Origin of the sequence: Actinomadura oligospora ATCC 43269 (assembly GCF_000518265.1) — a bacterium.
Taxonomy (GTDB): Bacteria; Actinomycetota; Actinomycetes; order Streptosporangiales; family Streptosporangiaceae; genus Spirillospora; species Spirillospora oligospora.
This window is the reverse complement of the sequence record NZ_KI912411.1, coordinates 252718-270587: the sequence shown is the minus strand read 5'-3', so window position 1 is coordinate 270587 and position 17870 is coordinate 252718. Positions and strand designations below refer to the sequence as shown.

Here is a 17870-nt window from a genome sequence, read left to right as displayed (position 1 = left end):
GTGACCGTCGCGATGGCGGACGTTCCACACGCCTGGGCCCCGCCGCCCCTGAGTATTCCTCGACCTCCGACGGCTGGCGTGCCCGGCACTGACCGTTCCCGACGCAGTAGGGGAGCGAGGTGAATCACCTCGAGTCCGGAGTGATCTCCGGTGAATCCGGTCGTGACCGACGACCTGCACAGACCTGGACGCTCACATCCGTTCGGGGAGGCGTCGCTAGCAACCACACCAGTGTTTCGCAGTGGCTGCCCCTGCTCGAAGTTCCGCACTCACGCGCTGCCGAGTCAATCGGCATAACCAACCAATTCGCCCTGAAGCTGGACGCCCGCCATGTGCGTCTGGTTTCGGGACTTGGTCGGGTCACTCCTCGCCAGGTGACTCCGTCAGGAGTCCGCAGGAGCCGAAACCATGGTGAGCCCGCGATATCGGTCTGCTCGTCCTCTCCTGCCGAACCCCTCACCGGCACTCGCTGAAGGCCAGCGGATGGCGAGGGACCTGGTGGTTCAACAGCCGCGTGCCCTGAGGACAGGAGGTCTGGCTTCCTTCATAAACCTCGGCAGAGGCTCAACCGGCGGTTCATCCGGACCGATCACAGGTGTGAGCAGAAACGGCAGGGGGCCATAGGTGTTGGCCTGACCTGGAAAGCGTTGTTGATCTTGTGGATATGGGTGGTCTCTGAGATTCTGTGCTGCCTTCGCGCGTTTCGGGCCGGGGGGCGTCACTGTGCGCGGAACACCGAGGAGACCTTATGCGCATGCGCCGCTTCGGCGTTGTTCTCACTGTCAGTTTGGTCGGCGTGGGTTCGCTGGCGTCCGGTACCGCTCTGGCCTCGCCGGTACGGGCGGGTGTTGCGACGCAGATCGTGGAGACGGCGGCGAGTGCCGACCATCTCGACTACGACCACCGGCAGGTCACGGTGTCCGGCAGGTTGATGCAGCGGCAGGCGGACGGGACGTTGGTGCCGTTGCCGGGGCACACGGTCCGGGTGTTCGCCGATGGTCGCTCGCAGGACAAGACGAGCACCGACGCCGACGGTCGATTCACCGTCACCATGACCAATCCTGGCTACCGCGTGCTAACCGCCTGTAGCGACCTCGACGCCACCTACGCCAAGGGCTGTGCCGACTACCGGTTCACGATCACGCAGCGCCCGACCCGGCTCAGCCTGAACCCGCTGCCCGCGAGCTCCAAGATGGGCGGCTGGGTGACGGTGTCCGGGCGCGCCGAGGTTCTGACGTCCGGCGGATGGCGGCCGTTCGTTGGCATTGTCGGTGTGCAGGCGCTGAACTCGCCCGTCAACAACATCGCCGGTATGCGAGTCGGGGCCGATGCCGGGTTCTCCGGCAAGATCCAGATCCGCGACAGCGCGAGCTGGGTGGCGACGCTGTACTCCGAAGCGTACGAGTACGACCAGCTGACCTCAACGGCTCCGACGCCGATCCGGGCCGTCCACCCGACGTCGATCTGGCTATATGCGCCCGAGAGCCGCCCCGTCCCGGGACGGCCGTCCACCTTCCAGGTGGTCACCAGCATTCGTCGCTTCCCGGACGCGAACTACGACTCTGTCGTGACGTGGCCACTGCCCGACGAGCCGTTCAAGCTGTACTTCCGTCCCGACTCCGGCGACCCGGCCCGACTGATCGCGTCCGGCAGGACCGGCGGCGACGGCACGGCGTCGGTCAAACACACCTCGAAGGCGGGTGAGCGCGGGACATGGTTCGCGCGGATCGACCCGAGCAGCGACCAGACGGGCGGCGTGTCCTACAACGTGCACCTGGACGTCCGATATGTCACGATGTTGCGGCTGTCCGCCAAACCCGATCCCGTGCGGAAGGGACACAAACTCACCGCGCGTGGGACGCTGCTCGCGCCCGGCGGGAAGGCCCTCGGCAAGCGCACGGTGAAGATCTACTTCCAGGCGCGCGGATCGAAGAAGTGGGTCGGCATGGCCACGGTCCGCACCGATGCCCACGGTGCTTTCACCAGGGCCTTCACCGCCAAGCAGGACGGCACCTGGCATGCGGTCTTCGCAGGCGACATCCTCGACCTGCCCGTCCAGGCCGCCGACTACGTGGACGTCCGCTGACCGAAACGCAGGGAGCCTGGACGCCTTCGTCGTTTCGCTGCCATCGCGGACTCCCGTCAGACGTGGGCGTGAGGGAAGTCACCGGCCCGCCCTCGCCGAGATCCCGGCAGCATCGACGGAGGTGGTCGCGACCTGGCATGCCGATGGGACTAGAGGGTGTCTGAGAAGATTCAGGTCGGGCATGCCGGTGGTGCCGCGTCCTGAGTGTGGAGGGCGTGACGTTGGTCCGTCACCGGTATCCAACTGACCTGTCCGATGGCGAGTGGGCGCTGGTCGCCCCACTGATCCCGCCTCCGAAGCCGCGTGGTCGCCCGCTGATGCATTCGCGGCGCGAGATCGTGAATGCGCTGGCCTACTGGGTGTGGTCGGGATGTGCTTGGCGGATGCTTCCGTGTGACCTGCCGCCGTGGCAGACGGTCTATCACTACTGGCGGGCCTGGCGGATCGCTGGCCTGTGGGAGCGGTTGCTGGTTCACCTGCGGGAACACGAACGCAGGTATCGGGGGCGGGAGGCGACGCCCAGCGCGGGCATCCTGGACAGCCAGAGCGTACAGGCCACCGACCGGGGCGGCCTGCACGGGTACGACGGCGCGAAGAAGGTGCCAGGAATCAAGCGGCACGTGCTGACCGACACCTTCGGGACCGTGCTGGGCGTCTGCGTCAGCCCCGCGAATGTCAGCGACCGGGACGGTGCGTTGGTGCTGCTGGCACGCACCCGCCCCGACCTGCCTCGACTTGCGCGCGTGTGGGCCGACCAGGGCTACCGCGGCCAGGCGTTCCACGACTGGACCCGTGACAAGCTCGACGTCGACATCCAGATCGTGGTGCGTCGTGACGGCAGCGGACGCGGCACTTGGACCAAGGCCGGAACACCGCCACCGCCGGTCCCGGCGGTCGCGCTGGTGCAGCGCCGGTGGGTGATCGAGCGGACCTTCGCCTGGCTGGGCAAGTACCGCCGACTCTCCAAGGACTACGAATACCTGGCCGCCACCTCGGAAAACGTCATCTACCTCGCGATGAGCATGATCCTGCTGCACCGGCTCACCGGTGCCCCAGCCTGAACCTTCTCAGACACCCTCTAGAGCCTTTGGTCTGAGTGTCTAGAAGGAGCCTGACGCCTACCACCAGTTGAGGGGCGTCCCTTCCTTATCGAAGACATTGCCGAAGGACCAGCCGCTTCCCGTGGTCTCCGACCACCGGTTCGTGATCGCCTCAATGCGAGGAAAGCCGATCCGCGCTGGAACCGTGACGACCACGAACCGAAGGTGGGGCGGGGCTTCGACCAGTCCGCCTTCCACCGCCCACGCTTCTCGCAACGTTTCGACCTGATCAACGTCGAACGCATCGTGCTCGCTGAAGGACTGGACGGCCAGGTTCCCGCCCCGCTCAATGACACTGACCCGTCCAGCATGATCAATTTCAACCAGGTCTCCAGCGGCGCAGCCGTCGACCAGGGCGGGGGTCGCCTCCAAGCGATAGCGGCCACCTGCGACCTGCGCCGCGGGAACCTGTTCATGGACCGGCTGCCCAGCCGTCCCGATCCCGGCCAGAAGATTCAGGTGCTGATGGCATCGGCTATCAGAAGTCACGAGCGACATCTTCGCAGCAGCCCGCCCGCCCGCTCGCGCTGACGGCTGCGGGCGCAGGCGGGGTGGAGCCATGCTGCACCATGGGCATGGGATGGCGTCTGGGCTGCTCAGGGTGACGCCTGCACCGTCTGAGGAGTCCGTCTACTCTTCCCTCGCTGGGTGCCTGAGAACGAGGTGTCGTGGCACCAGCTCGCGTCATGCGCTCCGTGACCGATCAGGTGATGATCGGGTTTGCCGGACGTGCCAGGTAGTGGCCGATGCGCAGTCGCATCGAGCGATCCATCCTGCGCTCCGCCGCCGTCTCAGCGGGTATCCATACGACTTCGCGTGACTCGTCGCTGGGACGGGGCACGCCACCGGTCGGGTGGGCGGTGAGCAGGATGGAGAACTCCTGTCGGACTTCGTCGTTGCTGGTGTAGTGGATGAGGTGTTTGGGGTCGGAGTAGAGGCCGATGAGGCCGGTGATCTCGCAGTCGATCCCGGTCTCTTCCTTGGTCTCGCGGACGCCTGCTTGGGCGATGGACTCGCCGAGGTCGATGGCTCCGCCTGGAAGGGCCCAGTTGTCGTTGTCGGTGCGGCGGATCATAAGGATTTCGCTCTTGCCGTTGGTGACGACGACGTTCACGGACGGGACGAGGCTGTTGGCCTTCGGGGCGTTCGGGTCGTCGTGGTAGTCGATCCTGCGTCCCATGCTCACGCCTCCGGTGTCGGGGGTTGCGCCGTCCCAGACGCGTTCGACGTCCTGAACGCGTCCAGTCAGGTTATGACTTCGCTCCGTCATGATGGTGTGCTCTCCGAGTGACGGCGGGCAGCGCAGTCAGCCGTGGCGGGACGGCCGACTGGGCGTCCGAGTCCATGCGGATCGCCACCGCTGCCTTAGGTTTCGATCCTCAACGGGTGGCGGCGTCGGCCTGGTCTGATCAGGCTTCGTCGGCCTGTTCGGCCTCGGCGGTCAGGTCGGCGCGGGCTTCGCGGAGGTCGTCCAGGGCGATTTCGGCTTCGATGCCGAGGTGGTGGCGGCAGGTCCAGGCTTCCAGCGGGATACCGCCCAGCGAACGTTGCCGCCATCGGTAGGCGCGCCGTCCGCCGGGGGTGAGCATCAGTTCGGCGTCTTTGCGGTAGTCCTCGAAGTCGGTGAGGTCCGGATGGGTGGCGTGGTCGCACCTCGGGGTGTCCTCGCAGCGTCGCGCGGCGGCTTCGAGGGCGGTGATGATCTCGTCCAGGACCTCGACGGATTCGACCCGCTCGGAGGCGGCATAGGGGAGCAGTGCGCAGTTGGTGACCACCAGGCCCGGCAGTCCGGGCGCGTTCTGGAGTGCGGCCTCCAGCAGCTCACGGGTCTCGCCGACGAGGGTCTCGTACGGGTCGCCGTAGGGGTGGTCATAGATCACGTCGGAGAGGTGCTCCAAGCCCCGCCCGGTATTCGCGGGGGCCTGAACAGGGACGTCGTCGAAGGTGCCGGGGGACACCGCCTCGGCCGCCACCCGCGCAAACCCGGCGACGTTGAGCGGACACCTCCACCGGTCGGGATCGTCCAGTGGCGGTCCGGTGCCCACGATCCGCAGCACCATCTCCTCCGGCCGGAGCTTCCAGGCGAGAGCCTTGGCGTCGAAGTCCGTCAGATACGGGTGGTCGATGTGGTCGCAGGGCGCGCCGTCCAGTCGCTCGGACGCAGCGGTCAGGGCCGCCACGACAGGCTCCGCATCAGGCAGTGCCGTGCCCCCCAGACAGGCCGTCATTGCCAGGACGCCCAGCGGCCACGCCAGGGCGTACGGGCCATGCGGATCGGCGTCCAGGTGGTTGGTCGCTCCCTGCATGAGGTCCCGGTATCGCTGCGAGAGGGCGCCGGATGCCTGGGCCCATTCGGTGGCGAGGGCATGCCAGGCGTCGGGTGAATTCGGAACGGCCGACGGATCGATTTCGGGCATACCGATTCAGACGAAACGGCGATCACGCAGGTTCCGGTCCCGGTCTTGGACCGCCGCAGGTCGTTCGGCGGTCGCCGTTGAGGTCTGCGGACGTTCGCCTCCTTGAGAAACCGTCCGCAGGGCCTACCTGGGCGAAGACGGATCCGCTGCTACCAGGGGACGACGTCCATCCGCATGCGGCTGCTGTCGGGACGGAAGTAGGACACCATCGTCCCGGTCGAGGTGCTCAGTTCGGGGTGTCCGGTGAACGCGTAGCACCAGTTGCTGGTGTAGGTGGCGCACTCACCGAGCCGACCGGAGGATCCCGCCCTCCATGGGCCCGCCGGGGATGAAGCCGTCCACTTCTGGTACGCGCCGTTGAAGTCGGTCTGGCCGAGCATGATCAGTCCGTGGCCCGGATAGGACTTGACGTCCACCTGGGTGAGCGCCGCCTGGCCGGGCAGGACGGTCACGGCCTGGGCGGGTGTACTGGTCCAGCCGGTGACGCCGCCCGTGGGCGAGGCCGAGGCCGCCCACTGGTAGGACGGGCCGCTGTTCCACCCGGTCACCGGGGTGCGGACGACGGTGGTGCTTCCGCCGCCCGAGCAGTTGAACGGGCTGCAGGTGGCGTACATGTAGAGGTAGCCGTCCGAGGAGAAGATCGGTGAGCTGAGGTTCTCCTGCCACGGTCTCTCGGTGCCGTCGGGTGTCTGGCCGAGGATGGTCGTCGGAGCGACGAAGGTGTTGGCGGCGGGGTCGTAGAAGGTCGCGCCGAACCCCTCGTTGATCATGGCGCTCTTGGTCACGCAGAACGTGCCGTAGGTGAGGAAGACGAGCTTGCTGGCGTTGTAGGAGATCCCGTTGTAGCGCAGCGGCATGTCGGGCCCCGGCGTCGCGCCCGACACCCAGGACGCCGAGTAGCTGTCGGTGCCGCAGGCCGCCCCGCCTGGGAGTTTCAGGTCGGTCCGGTTCGGGAGGAACACCTTCGGTGCGTCGCTGTTGGGAAGGGTCGGTGCCGCAGGCGGTGTGGGCAGCTCGCTGAGCCCGGCCGGAACCTTGCCAGGCGTGTTGGTGCTGACGGCGGCCGTACTTCCGGGGATGAAGCACCAGTCGCAGACGGAGCCGTTGACCGCGATCGGCGTGTCGCCGAACACCCACAGACTCTTGCCCGGCTGCCCGGGAATCGGCGAGCTCTGCCCAGCGTCACGTCCCAGAACCGCGCCCGTCGCGGTCTCGTAATTGGACAACACCGACCCCGGAGGATCACTGTCGGCTATGGCGACGCCGGGCACGGCGACCAGCGATGCCGCAGCGACCGCGGCAACGACGCCGAGCACACGGGACCGGTCGCTCAGACGGGTTCGAAGGACCACTGTCAGATCTCCCTCGGGAGTCGCGCACCGGCCACAGCGGCCGGCGCTCGGATCACGCCAAGGCCCATGATCACCTGACGGCTCGAAGAGAGCACAGCAGGGCTGACAAACCTCGGACACGGTCTGGTGGGGCGGCAGGCGCTTTCCACCGCCGCGGAGGGCATGCGCCCCCTCAACCTCAACAGCGAGGAACCGCGCCGACCGAGGTCTGACACAGACTTGACCCGGGCGCACCGGCGGGGTGATCTTGACGGTGCGGGGGCGGCGCGTCGGGGACGGGGGCGGGCGGATGAGCGACGGGGGCCGCGTGCGGATCCTCATCCTTGGGCCGATCGAGGTGTGGCGAGGCGGGGACCGGCTGCAGCTCGGCGGGGCCAAGCAGCGGACGCTTCTGGCCGGGCTCGCGCTGCACGCGGGGAGGCATGTCGCGGCCGACCAGATCATCGACTGGCTGTGGGGCGAGGAGCCCCCGACGACCGCCGGGCAGCAACTCCACAAACAGGTCTCGCAGCTGCGTTCGCTGCTGGGCACGGGCTCGATCGAGCGGCATGCGCGTGGCTACACGTTGCATGTCGAACCGGACAGACTGGATCTGGCCGGAATGGAAGCTGCGGCGAGGGCAGGCCGTGCCCATCTGGCCGAAGGACGAGTGCGAGAGGCCGCCGAGCGGTTCCGTGCGGCGTTACGGACGTGGCGAGGACGGTCGATCGCCGACGCCGCTCCCGGGTTGAGCGGAGCCGAGAACTTCCTGGAGGAGCGGCGGCTCACCGTCGCCCTCGAATGGGCCGATGCCGAGCTGAGGCTCGGCGGAAGCGCCGAGTTGGTGGCCGGGCTCAGGATCCTGGTGGCCGAGCACCCCTGTCAGGAGCGGCTCTGGGCTCAGCTGATCCTCGCCCTCTACCGTGCCGGGCGGGGCGCGGACGCGTTGGCCGCATATGAGGAGTGCCGTGGAGTTCTCGCGGACCGCCTGGGCCTGGATCCCGGCGTTGAGCTGCGCACACTCCACCACGCCATGCTGACAGGAGACCCGAGTCTCAACGTGGGCGCGCCCGAGCCAGAGTCGCCGCAGGCGGCGGCGGTGCCGCGACCGGTGAATCTTCCGGCGGCGATCGGTGACTTCACCGGCCGGGAAACGCAAAGAGACTGGATTCGCGCGCGCCTGGCCCGCGGCGCGGTGGAGCGTCCGGCGGTACCGGTGCTGGTGATCTGCGGCCAGGGCGGAGTCGGGAAGACCGCTCTGGCCCTGCAGGTCGCCCACGACGTCGAACCGGACTATCCCGACGGACGCCTGTACGTCAACCTGCGCGGCCACGATGCCCGTCCCGCCGACCCCATCGACGTCCTGCACCGGTTCCTGCACGCCGTCGGAGTCGACGACAGCGCGATGCCCCACGACCCCGACGAAGCCGGAGAGCTGTTCCGCTCCCGAACCGCCGGCCGGCGCATGCTGTTCGTCCTCGACAACGCCGCCGGCGAAGCGCAGGTCCGGCCACTGCTGCCTGGTTCACCGTCCTGCTCGGTCCTGGTCACCAGCCGCTCCCGACTGTCCGGGCTCAGTGGCGCGCAGACGCTCAACCTGGAGGTGTTCTCACCGCAGCAGGCCGTCGGACTCCTCGAGGCCGTGGTCGGAGCCGAACGCGTCGCCGCCGAGCTCGACAGCGCCCACGACATCGCCCGGCTCTGCGGCCACCTGCCACTGGCCGTGCGCATCGCCGCCGCACGGCTGGCCAGCCGACCCCACTGGCCACTGGCCCGCCTGGTCGAACGCCTCAGGGACCAGCGGCGCCGCCTGAACGAACTCGCCTTCGGCGACATGGAGGTCCGCGCGAGCGTCGCCCTCGGCTACCAGGGCCTGAGCGAACCCCAACGCCGCGCGTTCCGGATGCTCGGCCTCATCCAGGTCCCCGACTTCGCCGCCTGGACGCTCGCTCCTCTTCTCGGCGTTCCCGTTGCCGAAGCCGAGGATCTCATCGACGCCCTCATCGACGCCCGACTCCTCGAAGTCGCCAGAAGCGGCCCCGGCGGACGACTTCGCCTCCGCTTCCACGACCTGGTCCTCCTGTACGCCAGGGAATGCCTCGCCGAAGAACCCCAGCAAGCCAGGTACGCCGCACTCGTCCGCATCAGCGACGCCTGGCTCCAGCTCGTCCGCACCGCCCAGGCCCACACCGGAGCCCACCGAGGTTGGAGCCCCACACCTGACATGGCCACGGCATACCCGGGGCTGACGGAACGGGAGACGGAGGAGATCATCTCCGACCCCCTGCCCTGGTATGACGAAGAACGCCTGGCCCTCAACACAGCCGTCTCCCAAGCCTGCGAAGCAGGGCTGACCACAACGGCCTGGGGCATCTGCCACCACCTCGTCGAGTTCTTCGAACTCCGCGGCCAGTACGACGACTGGGAACACACCCACAGGACGGCCCTGACGCTCTGCCAGCAAGCGGCCGACAGGATGGGCGAAGCCACCACACGCCTCGGCCTGGCCCGATGCCTCCTGCCCCAGAACTTCGACAACGCGCTCAGAGAAGTCGAGCTCGCCCTGAAGACCTTCCAGGAACTCGGACATCACGCCGCAGAAGCAGAGGCCCTCACCACGCGGGCCACCCTGTTGCGGCTTGCCGGACGGCACCAGGAGGCGACGAAAACCCTGAACCGCGCACGGGACGTCGCCGGACGCGCCGGCAACAACCTCGCCGCCGTCCGGGCCGAGCGCGAGTTCGCCCTCAACGAGCATGAACAGGGCCGCCACGCCGAGTCCGTCGCGGCGATGAGACGAAGCCTGGACCGCGCCACGCGGCACGGAATGTCCCACGAACGGGCCACCACCCTCCAGCGCTTGGCGATCATCAAGCGAGAACACGGCGATCACGCCGCGGCCTTCGACCTGGCAGGGCAGGCGCTGGCGCTGTACCGGGATCGCGGGGACGTCCGGTCCGAGGCGTTCACGCTGCTCACGCGCGGGATGTCGGCACTGTCACTGGACAAGCCCGGGGCGGCGTCGCTCATCCGCTCAGGGCTGGATCTGCTGTCCCGGCTCAACATGAACGTCGGGGGCGTCCAGACGCGCTACGTCATGGGCCGCCTGGACCTGGCCGAGGGGCGAGTGGCGCAGGCGATCGACCACCTGGACAGTGCCAGGAATCCGGGCCGGTCGTCCACCTCCCCGTTTTTCCTCGCGCAGGTCCATGCGTGGCTGGCGGTGGCGTACCGGAGGTGCGGCCGGGACCTGGAAGCCCACGCCGCCTACCTCACGGCCCGCGCCCTCTGCCGCCAGATCGGGAACCTGACAGCCGTCGACGGCCTCGACCAGCTGATGACGGACCTGGAACCGGCACCCGAACGGACAGGGAGCGAAAGCGTCTCCCACTAGGTTCCGAGACCTTCGCCAGCAGGTCGAGAAACGAACGCCTCCTCGCGCGGGGCAGTACGCGTGCCAGCTCCCGTAACTGATGCGCCGATGGTGGCACTCACCGTTTTGAGCGTGTGACGTCACCCCGACCAGTGCCAGGCCACCGCCTCCGCGACGCTTGTGCCTTTGTGCATCGACGGTAATCGGAGGGGAGTGGGGCGGAAGGTTTTCGGAAGCCCGTCCCCGGAGCCTTGGCACATCACCCGTCGGCCGGCTGGTCGGCGCCCCCTTCCTCGACCTCGACCGGATCCCCTCGGGCCTGCCCGCACCGCCGGGCACGGCCCGGACCTTCGAAGGGAGAAACCTTGCACCGCTCGATACCCCGCGTCTCCACCGGACTGGCCGCGCTCGCTCTCGCCGTGTCCCCGCTGGTCGCGGCGGCCACACCGGCCTCCGCGTCCGAGATCGGCTCCTGCTCCGACGCCTACCAGGTCGGCAGCACCAAGGTGGTGTCCGACGAGAACGGGCAGCCGGCCATGTCCATCAAGCAGTACTGGTCGCCGAGCTGCCGCCAGAACTTCGCCTACGCCTACGTCTGGCAGTCCTTCCGCTCCAGCCACCCGGGCACCTGGACGGTCGACGTGGGTGAGATCTGGGTCCAGTCGCCCGGCGTGGAGGTCGACGGCGGCCACCGGATCACCTACGACACCCGGCAGGCGGACTTCTGGTCGCCCGGCTTCGCCGGCGCCGGCCGGTGCACCTACGCCGACGCCGCCCTCTTCTTCGGCTCCTACAGCAGCAGCGGCCAGACCGACCAGCGGTGCGGCTGAACCATCACCACGGAAAGGAACCCATGATGAGGAAGCTCACCCGCGCGATGTTCGGCGTCGCGCTGGCAGCCCCGATGACCCTCGGCATCAGCACGGCGGCGCACGCTGAACAGGCGCCCGGCTGCTCCAGCACCGTCCAGATCGGCTCGACCGCCTACATCACCATCAGCGGCGAGACCTTCGCGTCGGTCAAGCAGTTCAAGGGCTGCGGCAAGAACTACGCCTACGCGTACGTGTGGCAGAGCTACCGCAACGCGCACAGCAACTGGGACATCTGCATCTCCATCGCGACCGTCCAGAGCAATGGCAGCCGCCTCCTGGAAGACCTCCGCTGCCCCGGCCAGGTCGTCGAAGCGTGGTCAGGGGGTGCGGCGACGCTCGACCAGTGCACCGTCGCGGTCGGCTGGTACCCGGATGTGGCCAACAAGGCCACCGACGTCCGCTGCTGACCCCTTTCGAGTGAGGCTGCCCTGACGTGCCAATGCGGCAGGGCCGCCTCTGAATGTGACCGGAGAACGATGAAGCTCAAGGCCGTCCCGCTGCTCCTGACCCTCGCCGTCGGAATGCTCCTACCTGCCGTGAACAACGAGAGCGCCTTGGCCGCCGTCCCTGCCGGCCCCGCCATTGCGAGCGACGGCTGCAGCGGCACTCTGGTGGAGACCGAGCCGATCGACACCGTCCAGACATCCACGACCGTTGGCTACCTGAACCTGTACTGGAACAGCTCCACAGGCCAGAACTGCGCGACGGCCACCTCAGCCTCAGTCGACTGGGGCGTCGTCAAGCCAATGGGCGTGACCATCTACCAGTGTGCGGGCAGCACCCCCTGCAGCCCCCCGTACAACCTCCAAGTCTCCGACCCCGCCGGCGGCGGCCTGGCCAACTACGCCTACTACGCCGGCCCGGTCTCCGTCCCCGGCGCAGGCCACTGCGTATGGGCGAGCGCAGGAATCACCTGGAACGGCGAACGCGCCTCCGCAGTAACCCGCTGGCACTGCTAACCCGAACGCCCCCACCACCCTGCGACCGTTGACGTTCTTCGGGCTGGCCTGGATCCAGGCTGCGCTGGATCCAGGCTGCGCTGGATCCAGGCCAGCCCCCGTCATGCCAGGGTCTGGCAGAGAACCTCGACCGTCGCGTGTGCGGGATAGATGATCTGGTTCCCGCCCGCCTTCATGACGACGTTGAACTTGCCCTGGATGATGTACTCACCGGCCGGATAGCCGATGTTGCCCTGCTTGACGCCGGTGCTGAAGCCGCCGTCGATACGTGCGCGCCGCGTCCCGTCCTTGAGGTGGTGGAACCACCCGTAGCCCGAGACCTCCCGGACGACCGAGTGGCCGTTGCCGGTGAAGCGGATGACCAGCGGGCCCCGGAACTCCTCGAGCTTGACCGTGCCGTCCGGGTAGGTCTGGAGCGTGCGGACCTCCTCCTCGTCCTGGACGATGTCGCCGCGCACGGTGAACGCGCACACGCCCGTGTCGGTGAACGGCTGGCTCCGGTACGGCCGCCAGCCCCCGTGATCGGCGGCCAGGGCCGATTGCGCGGCCGAGACCGGCGATCTGCCGGCCCAGCTCGCGGTGCTCTACACGGCTGTCGGCGTCATGATCGCCACCCATGCACGACGTACCCGGCCCCGCTCACCAAGGAGTGAGGCCGTACGCGGCGGATCTCGGTGGGCCGCCGTTCTCAGCGAGCCCGCAGGAGACGCGGGCCGATGGCCGCCAAGGCGGCGAGGACGCTCCTGCCTGGAAAAGCCGAGGATTGGTCAGTGGTCGGGACGTGTGGGGCGTGCCGGCCACTGGTGCGGGGTCACTTCTCGGTGCTTCGGCGGATCTCGCGGGCGGCGTCCTTGGCCTTCTCGCCCACCTGCTTCGCACCGCCGGCGGCCCGGTCCTTGCGCCCCTCGGCCTCCAGGTAGGGATCGTCGGCGGCCCGGCCGGCCGCCTCCTTGCCACGCCCCTTGCTCTGCTGTGCCTTGTTCTTGAGCTTGTCGAGGAAACCCATGATTCCTCCCTCCGATTGGCCGTACGCGTCTGAACCTGCCCGCCGGGCATCGAACCATGCGAGCGGGCGAGTGCGTTCGGTCACGTGAGGGCACAGGGATCCCCTGGTCAAAGGGGTTGTGTGCCCCGGCCGGGATTCTCTCCGTTCCCACGGACGCCTCGTCTGAGTCGGCGGTGAGAGTCCTTCGGAGGGTGGGGGTCATGTCCTCCGAAGGACCTCGGGCGGCGGCGCTGTCGACATGGTGCTCGGTGAGGACGTGGGTGTCGCGGGCGGGCCGGCCGTCGGGGTGGAGCTGTCGATGCTTAGCTGGACAGGGATCGCGCGGCGTTCAGGATGATTCTGGTCACGGCGGCCGGGTGGGAGACCATGACGGCGTGCGAGGAACGCACGGTTTCGACGTGCGCGTTGGCGCGAGCGGCCATGTACTTCTGCCCAGCGGGTGGGATGGCCTTGTCGTCGAGGGTGATCAGAGCCCAGGACGGGATGGTCTTCCAGGCCGGGTCGCCCGAGGGTTCGGTCTGCGCGGTGACCGAGAGCGGGCGCTGGGTGGCCGCCATCCCGGCCGCGGTCCCGGCGGGGACGTCGGCGGCGAAGACGGCGCGGAAGTCGGCCGGGTCGATGTAGACGTCGGCGTCCTGGCCGCCGGCCGCGTAGGGGTTGGGGGCCGCACCCGGGCGCAGCTCGCCGCCCGGCGCGGTCAGCACAGCGCTCACCGGCTCGCCGAGGGCGTACGGACGACCCGGAACGGCGTCCTTGCGGTGCATAGGGCGGCGGACGACGGGAAGTGTCGGCGGCGGAGTTCGAGGCGTTGGAACCCACCGGCCCGCACCGGCTCCGCGCGCCGCGCCCGGGCCACCCGCCTCGTCTGCCAGCGATCATGAACCGCCAGGTCGGACTCGCCCGCGAAGCGGAAGCGCACACCACGCCGGTCGGCGTCCTGGCCGGAGAACTATGGGCGGCGGACACCCTGGTCAGCGCGGCGGACGTCGTCGCGCCCCTCCCGTTCGTCGGCCGTCACAAGGAGCTGCGCGTCCTGGCGGACCTGCTTTCCGGCGTCCGTGAGGGCCACAGCGGCACCCTGGTGCTGGTCGGCGAGCCCGGGATCGGCAAGACCAGCCTCCTCGACCAGGCCGCCTCCGGTTACCCGGACGTCCGCGCCGTCCGCATCGCCGGAGTCGAATCGGAGACGCGCCTCGCCTTCGCGGCGCTGCACCGCCTGCTGCGTCCCTGGCTGCCCGGCATCGACGCCCTCCCGCCCCGCAACGCGACGCGTTGCGCACGGCGTTCGGCCGCATTGCCGGGGCCCCGGCCGACCGCTACCTGGCGGGCATGGCCGCCCTCACCCTTCTCGCCGGAGCCGCCGAACCTCAGCCGCTCCTCTGCGTGGTCGACGACGCGCAATGGCTCGACCGGGAGTCCGCCGAAGTCCTGGCCTTCGTCGCCCGCCGCCGGCGACCCCGCCGCCGCGGGCCGGATGCTCGACAGGGCGGAGCACGGCCTCCAGCATCCCGTGCTCCGAGCCCTCGCCCGCCAGGCCAGGGCGACGGCCGAGATCTACTCCGGCCGGTTCGCCGCCGCCCCCGCGATCCTCCTGGAGGCGGCCGAGTCGATCGCCGGACTGGACGCACGCCTGGCACGCAGGATGATGTTCGAGGCGCTCCAGGCCGTCCTGCTCACCGACGGCCACGCCGTCACGCTCACCCAACAGGACCTCGCTCGCGAAGTGCTGGCGTCACCCGCGACGCAACCCCCGGCGCCGACCTATACCGACCTGCTCCTGAACGGCTACGCCACGCGCATCGCCGTCGGCCACCGGTCCGCCGTGCCGCTGATGCGCAGCGCGCTGACCGCCCTGGGCACAGACCCGAACCTCACCGAGGAAGGACTGCCTCTCGCCATCGTCAGCATGTCCGCGGCCGACGACGTATGGGACGACGAGGGCGGACGCCGGGCGTGGAAGCGGCTCGAAGCCTACGACCGGGCCCACGGGGCGCTGGGCGCGCCCGGAGCACGCTCATGGTCGGTGCCACCTGGGAACTCCGGGCGGGCCGGTTCCAGGCGGCCGAAGCGCTCCACGACGAACTGGCCGAACTCTCCGACGTCGTCGGACAGCCGCACCCCGGACCGACCCAGCGGATCGAGCTCCTGGCCTGGAGCGGCGCAGAGACCGAGGTACGGGCGATGGCGACAGAGGACGACGACCTCACCATGACCTCCCTGGCCGTCCTGGAGATCAGCGTCGGGAACTACAGCGAAGCGCTGGCCTGTGCCCTGCCCTCGTTCGAGAGCGACAAGCCCGGCCTCGCCGCCCGGACCCTGCACGAGATCGTCGAGGCGGGCGTGCGCAGCGGCGACAACACCGCCGCGAAGGCCGCGCTGACCCGGTTGGAAGAGCGCGCCACGTCCGGCGGGACCCCGTGGGGCCTCGGCCTCCTCGCCCGCTGCCGGGCGCTGATGTCCGACGACGAGCAGGCCGAGGAGCACTACCGCGCATCGGTGGACCTGCTCGGCCGCACCCGTATCGCGACCGAACTCGCCCGGACCCACCTGCTGTTCGGCGAGTGGCTGCGCCGCCGCCGACGCCGCGCCGACGCCCGCGCCGAACTACGGATCGCCTACGAGATGTTCACGACCATGGGCGCCGCGGCCTTCGCCGAACGGGCCAAGACCGAACTCCTGGCAACGGGCGAGCGCCCCCGCAGACGCAACGAGCAGACCACGCACGACCTGACCCCGCAGGAGAAACAGGTCGCCGGCCTGGCCGCCGCCGGAGCGACCAACGACGAGATCGCGGCCCGCCTGTTCCTCAGCACCTCCACGGTCGAGTACCACCTCACGAAGGTCTTCCGAAAACTCGCCATCACCTCGCGCCGCAAACTCGCCTCTGTCCTCCACGACGACACCTGACCGCAACGGACGGCCACCGCCGCCCACCCGCGAACCACGCGACGCGAGGCGTGGAAGCGGTATCGCAGCTGGTCGGCCGGGCCGTGCGGGCGTTGGGCCGGCCACCGGGACCGTCCAACACGGCGCCGTCCTGATGAGCCACGGCCTCCCGCCCCTGGTGCCCTTCGACTGGACGAGCGACCTCGTCCACCTCACGAGAGCGCCTCGGTGAACGTCACCCTTGGCCTGGTCTTTCACAACGCCCGCTGACCATCAGGAGCGAACGCCGTCCTGGAGCCGTGCCCGTCCTCCCGGCTGCGCGAGCAGGTCACTGGAGCCGTTCAGCGCCGGGCCCGGCGCCCGGGTGAGCGGCGTCGCGTCGCGCGGCGAGGTGTTGGCCGGGGCGACGAAAGGGGAGGGTGAGGGTGGTCGGGGTGGACGAGTTCACCGGGGGTGCGGCTGGTTTACGGTAAGGCGGATGATGAGGGTTGACGAGGTCGGGGGGCGGCTGCGGGAGCGGTTGCCGGGGTTGGCGGAGGAGCACGGGGTGCCGGGGGTGGCCGTGGCCATCAGCGCCGGCGGAGAGCTGGTCGAGGAGGCCGCCGGGGTTCTGAGCGCCGCGACCGGCGTGGAGGCGACCGTCGACTCGGTGTTCCAGATCGGGTCGATCACGAAGGTGTTGACCGCGACCCTCGTGATGCGGCTGGCCGGGGAGGGCGCCATCGACCCCGATGCCCGGGTGGGCGCGTACCTGCCCGGGTTCCGGGCGGGATTTCCCGAGGTCACCGTCCGGCAGTTGATGTCCCACACGGCGGGGTTCGAGGGGGACGTCTTCACCGACACCGGCAAGGGCGACGACTGCCTCGCCCTGTACGTGGACCTGCTGGCGGACGTTCCGCAGCTCTTCGAGCCCGGCGAGATGTTCTCCTACAACAACGCGGGCTACTGCGTCCTGGGACGGATCGTCGAGGTCGTACGGGGCAGGCCGTTCGACGCGTGCATGAGGGATGACCTGTTCACGCCGCTCGGCATGACGCACGCGGCGAACGACCCGTACGAGGCCATCCTGCATCGGGCGGCGGTCGGGCATCTCGGGGGGAGGCCGAGCCCGGTGTGGGCGATGGCGCGGTCGAACGCCCCCGCGGGGTCGATGCTCGCCATGACGGCGCGGGACCTGGTGGCCTTCGCCAGGGCGCACCTCGCCGACCCGGACCTGCGCGCCATGCGGGAGCCGCAGGTCATGCTGCCGGACATCGGGTGGGGGACGGCGTGGGGCCTGGGTTGGGAGCTCTACGACCTGCCGGGCGGGCTGGTCTTCGGGCACGACGGGAACACGATCGGGCAGTCGGCGATCCTGCGCGTGGATCCCACCCGCGACGTGGTCCTGGCGATCCTCACCAACGGCGGGAATCCCAAGCCGCTGATGAAGGAGATCAGCGGGTGGGTGCTGGAGCCACCGGAGGAGCCGGTCCCCGATCCGGCGGCCCGCGTGAACGTGACGCGCCACGTCGGCACCTACGTGTCGGACACGAGCGAGACCACGGTCAGCCAGGACGACGCCGGGCGGGTGTGGCTCGACCGGGTTCCGCTGGGGATCGCGGCGGAGGTCGGAGACGAGCCGCTCCGGACGGAGCTCGTCGCATGGCGGGGTGACGCGCTGCTGCCGGTCGCGCCCGGACACGGGCCGGTCGCCTTCCTGGGGGACGACGGGGAGGGACGGGCCCTCTACCTGCACACAGGCCGGGCGGACGTCCGCGCGGGCGTTCGTGCGGGCGGACGAATCCAGGGCTGAACATTCGCCGGACCGGACGAACACCGGTCGTGGTAGGGCCCCCACTAT

At 69.4% G+C, this 17870-nt stretch carries 16 protein-coding genes; 9 read left to right on the top strand and 7 right to left on the bottom strand.

The window, feature by feature from the left end; translation table 11 throughout:
- Positions 1-796: 796 nt before the first annotated feature.
- Positions 797-2086 carry a hypothetical protein gene (locus P696_RS0138240; protein ID WP_157430180.1) on the top strand — a complete coding sequence of 430 codons (1290 nt, stop codon included), beginning with the start codon at positions 797-799 and terminating at the stop codon, positions 2084-2086.
- Positions 2087-2301: 215 nt separating this feature from the next.
- The gene (locus P696_RS0138235; RefSeq protein WP_084338943.1) at positions 2302-3147 is read left to right on the top strand and encodes an IS5 family transposase; all 846 of its coding nucleotides are present in this window, start codon (positions 2302-2304) and stop codon (positions 3145-3147) included.
- Positions 3148-3204: 57 nt separating this feature from the next.
- Here the strand turns inward: P696_RS0138235 and P696_RS55335 are convergent, their stop codons facing one another.
- The 4 genes from P696_RS55335 to P696_RS0138215 form a co-directional block, all read right to left on the bottom strand.
- Positions 3205-3675, bottom strand: coding sequence for a DUF4265 domain-containing protein (locus tag P696_RS55335; RefSeq protein ID WP_170026710.1), 471 nt, complete (start codon positions 3673-3675; stop codon positions 3205-3207).
- Positions 3676-3889: 214 nt separating this feature from the next.
- On the bottom strand, positions 3890-4366 hold the full coding sequence (locus P696_RS0138225; protein ID WP_026416447.1) for an NUDIX hydrolase: 477 nt from the start codon (positions 4364-4366) through the stop codon (positions 3890-3892).
- A 229-nt stretch (positions 4367-4595) separates the two neighbouring features.
- Positions 4596-5603, bottom strand: coding sequence for a hypothetical protein (locus tag P696_RS0138220; protein ID WP_157430179.1), 1008 nt, complete (start codon positions 5601-5603; stop codon positions 4596-4598).
- Positions 5604-5752: 149 nt separating this feature from the next.
- Positions 5753-6955, bottom strand: coding sequence for a hypothetical protein (locus tag P696_RS0138215; protein WP_157430178.1), 1203 nt, complete (start codon positions 6953-6955; stop codon positions 5753-5755).
- A gap of 289 nt (positions 6956-7244) precedes the next feature.
- On the opposite strand from P696_RS0138215, the gene P696_RS50915 reads away from it, so the two are divergent.
- From P696_RS50915 to P696_RS0138195, 4 genes are all read left to right on the top strand, one after another.
- Positions 7245-10328 (top strand): AfsR/SARP family transcriptional regulator, encoded by a 3084-nt coding sequence (locus tag P696_RS50915; protein ID WP_051468802.1) that lies wholly within the window; start codon positions 7245-7247, stop codon positions 10326-10328.
- 344 nt (positions 10329-10672) lie between these two features.
- Entirely contained in the window at positions 10673-11137 is a 465-nt protein-coding gene (locus P696_RS53390) for a hypothetical protein (protein WP_051468799.1), read from the top strand.
- Between the two features lie 23 nt (positions 11138-11160).
- Positions 11161-11586 carry a hypothetical protein gene (locus tag P696_RS0138200; protein ID WP_157430177.1) on the top strand — a complete coding sequence of 142 codons (426 nt, stop codon included), beginning with the start codon at positions 11161-11163 and terminating at the stop codon, positions 11584-11586.
- Positions 11587-11655: 69 nt separating this feature from the next.
- Positions 11656-12138 carry a hypothetical protein gene (locus tag P696_RS0138195; protein ID WP_026416443.1) on the top strand — a complete coding sequence of 161 codons (483 nt, stop codon included), beginning with the start codon at positions 11656-11658 and terminating at the stop codon, positions 12136-12138.
- A gap of 101 nt (positions 12139-12239) precedes the next feature.
- On the opposite strand, the gene P696_RS0138190 is transcribed toward P696_RS0138195, so the two are convergent.
- The 3 genes from P696_RS0138190 to P696_RS50905 form a co-directional block, all read right to left on the bottom strand.
- Positions 12240-12611, bottom strand: coding sequence for a hypothetical protein (locus P696_RS0138190; protein WP_026416442.1), 372 nt, complete (start codon positions 12609-12611; stop codon positions 12240-12242).
- 338 nt (positions 12612-12949) lie between these two features.
- Positions 12950-13144, bottom strand: a complete 195-nt coding sequence (locus P696_RS0138185; protein WP_026416441.1) for a CsbD family protein — start codon at positions 13142-13144, stop codon at positions 12950-12952.
- Positions 13145-13446: 302 nt separating this feature from the next.
- Positions 13447-13908: an alpha/beta fold hydrolase gene (locus P696_RS50905; RefSeq protein ID WP_051468797.1), complete on the bottom strand. Its 462-nt coding sequence runs from the start codon at positions 13906-13908 to the stop codon at positions 13447-13449.
- 113 nt (positions 13909-14021) lie between these two features.
- On the opposite strand from P696_RS50905, the gene P696_RS55330 reads away from it, so the two are divergent.
- From P696_RS55330 to P696_RS0138165, 3 genes are all read left to right on the top strand, one after another.
- On the top strand, positions 14022-15356 hold the full coding sequence (locus tag P696_RS55330) for an ATP-binding protein (protein ID WP_211245964.1): 1335 nt from the start codon (positions 14022-14024) through the stop codon (positions 15354-15356).
- Positions 15326-16051, top strand: a complete 726-nt coding sequence (locus P696_RS57705; protein WP_026416439.1) for a helix-turn-helix transcriptional regulator — start codon at positions 15326-15328, stop codon at positions 16049-16051. Before P696_RS55330 ends, P696_RS57705 begins: the two co-directional genes overlap by 31 nt.
- A gap of 457 nt (positions 16052-16508) precedes the next feature.
- Positions 16509-17822: a serine hydrolase domain-containing protein gene (locus P696_RS0138165; protein WP_026416438.1), complete on the top strand. Its 1314-nt coding sequence runs from the start codon at positions 16509-16511 to the stop codon at positions 17820-17822.
- Positions 17823-17870 lie beyond the last annotated feature (48 nt).

What these genes read in the sequence shown, in the direction of transcription:
- P696_RS0138225 (WP_026416447.1), bottom strand. Translation starts at nt 4,366, where the DNA reads ATGGGACGCAGGATCGACTACCACGACGACCCGAACGCCCCGAAGGCC.
- P696_RS0138220 (WP_157430179.1), bottom strand. Translation starts at nt 5,603, where the DNA reads ATGCCCGAAATCGATCCGTCGGCCGTTCCGAATTCACCCGACGCCTGG.
- P696_RS50915 (WP_051468802.1), top strand. Translation starts at nt 7,245, where the DNA reads ATGAGCGACGGGGGCCGCGTGCGGATCCTCATCCTTGGGCCGATCGAG.
- P696_RS0138200 (WP_157430177.1), top strand. Translation starts at nt 11,161, where the DNA reads ATGATGAGGAAGCTCACCCGCGCGATGTTCGGCGTCGCGCTGGCAGCC.
- P696_RS0138195 (WP_026416443.1), top strand. Translation starts at nt 11,656, where the DNA reads ATGAAGCTCAAGGCCGTCCCGCTGCTCCTGACCCTCGCCGTCGGAATG.
- P696_RS0138185 (WP_026416441.1), bottom strand. Translation starts at nt 13,144, where the DNA reads ATGGGTTTCCTCGACAAGCTCAAGAACAAGGCACAGCAGAGCAAGGGG.
- P696_RS50905 (WP_051468797.1), bottom strand. Translation starts at nt 13,908, where the DNA reads ATGCACCGCAAGGACGCCGTTCCGGGTCGTCCGTACGCCCTCGGCGAG.
- P696_RS55330 (WP_211245964.1), top strand. Translation starts at nt 14,022, where the DNA reads ATGAACCGCCAGGTCGGACTCGCCCGCGAAGCGGAAGCGCACACCACG.
- P696_RS57705 (WP_026416439.1), top strand. Translation starts at nt 15,326, where the DNA reads ATGGCGACAGAGGACGACGACCTCACCATGACCTCCCTGGCCGTCCTG.
- P696_RS0138165 (WP_026416438.1), top strand. Translation starts at nt 16,509, where the DNA reads ATGATGAGGGTTGACGAGGTCGGGGGGCGGCTGCGGGAGCGGTTGCCG.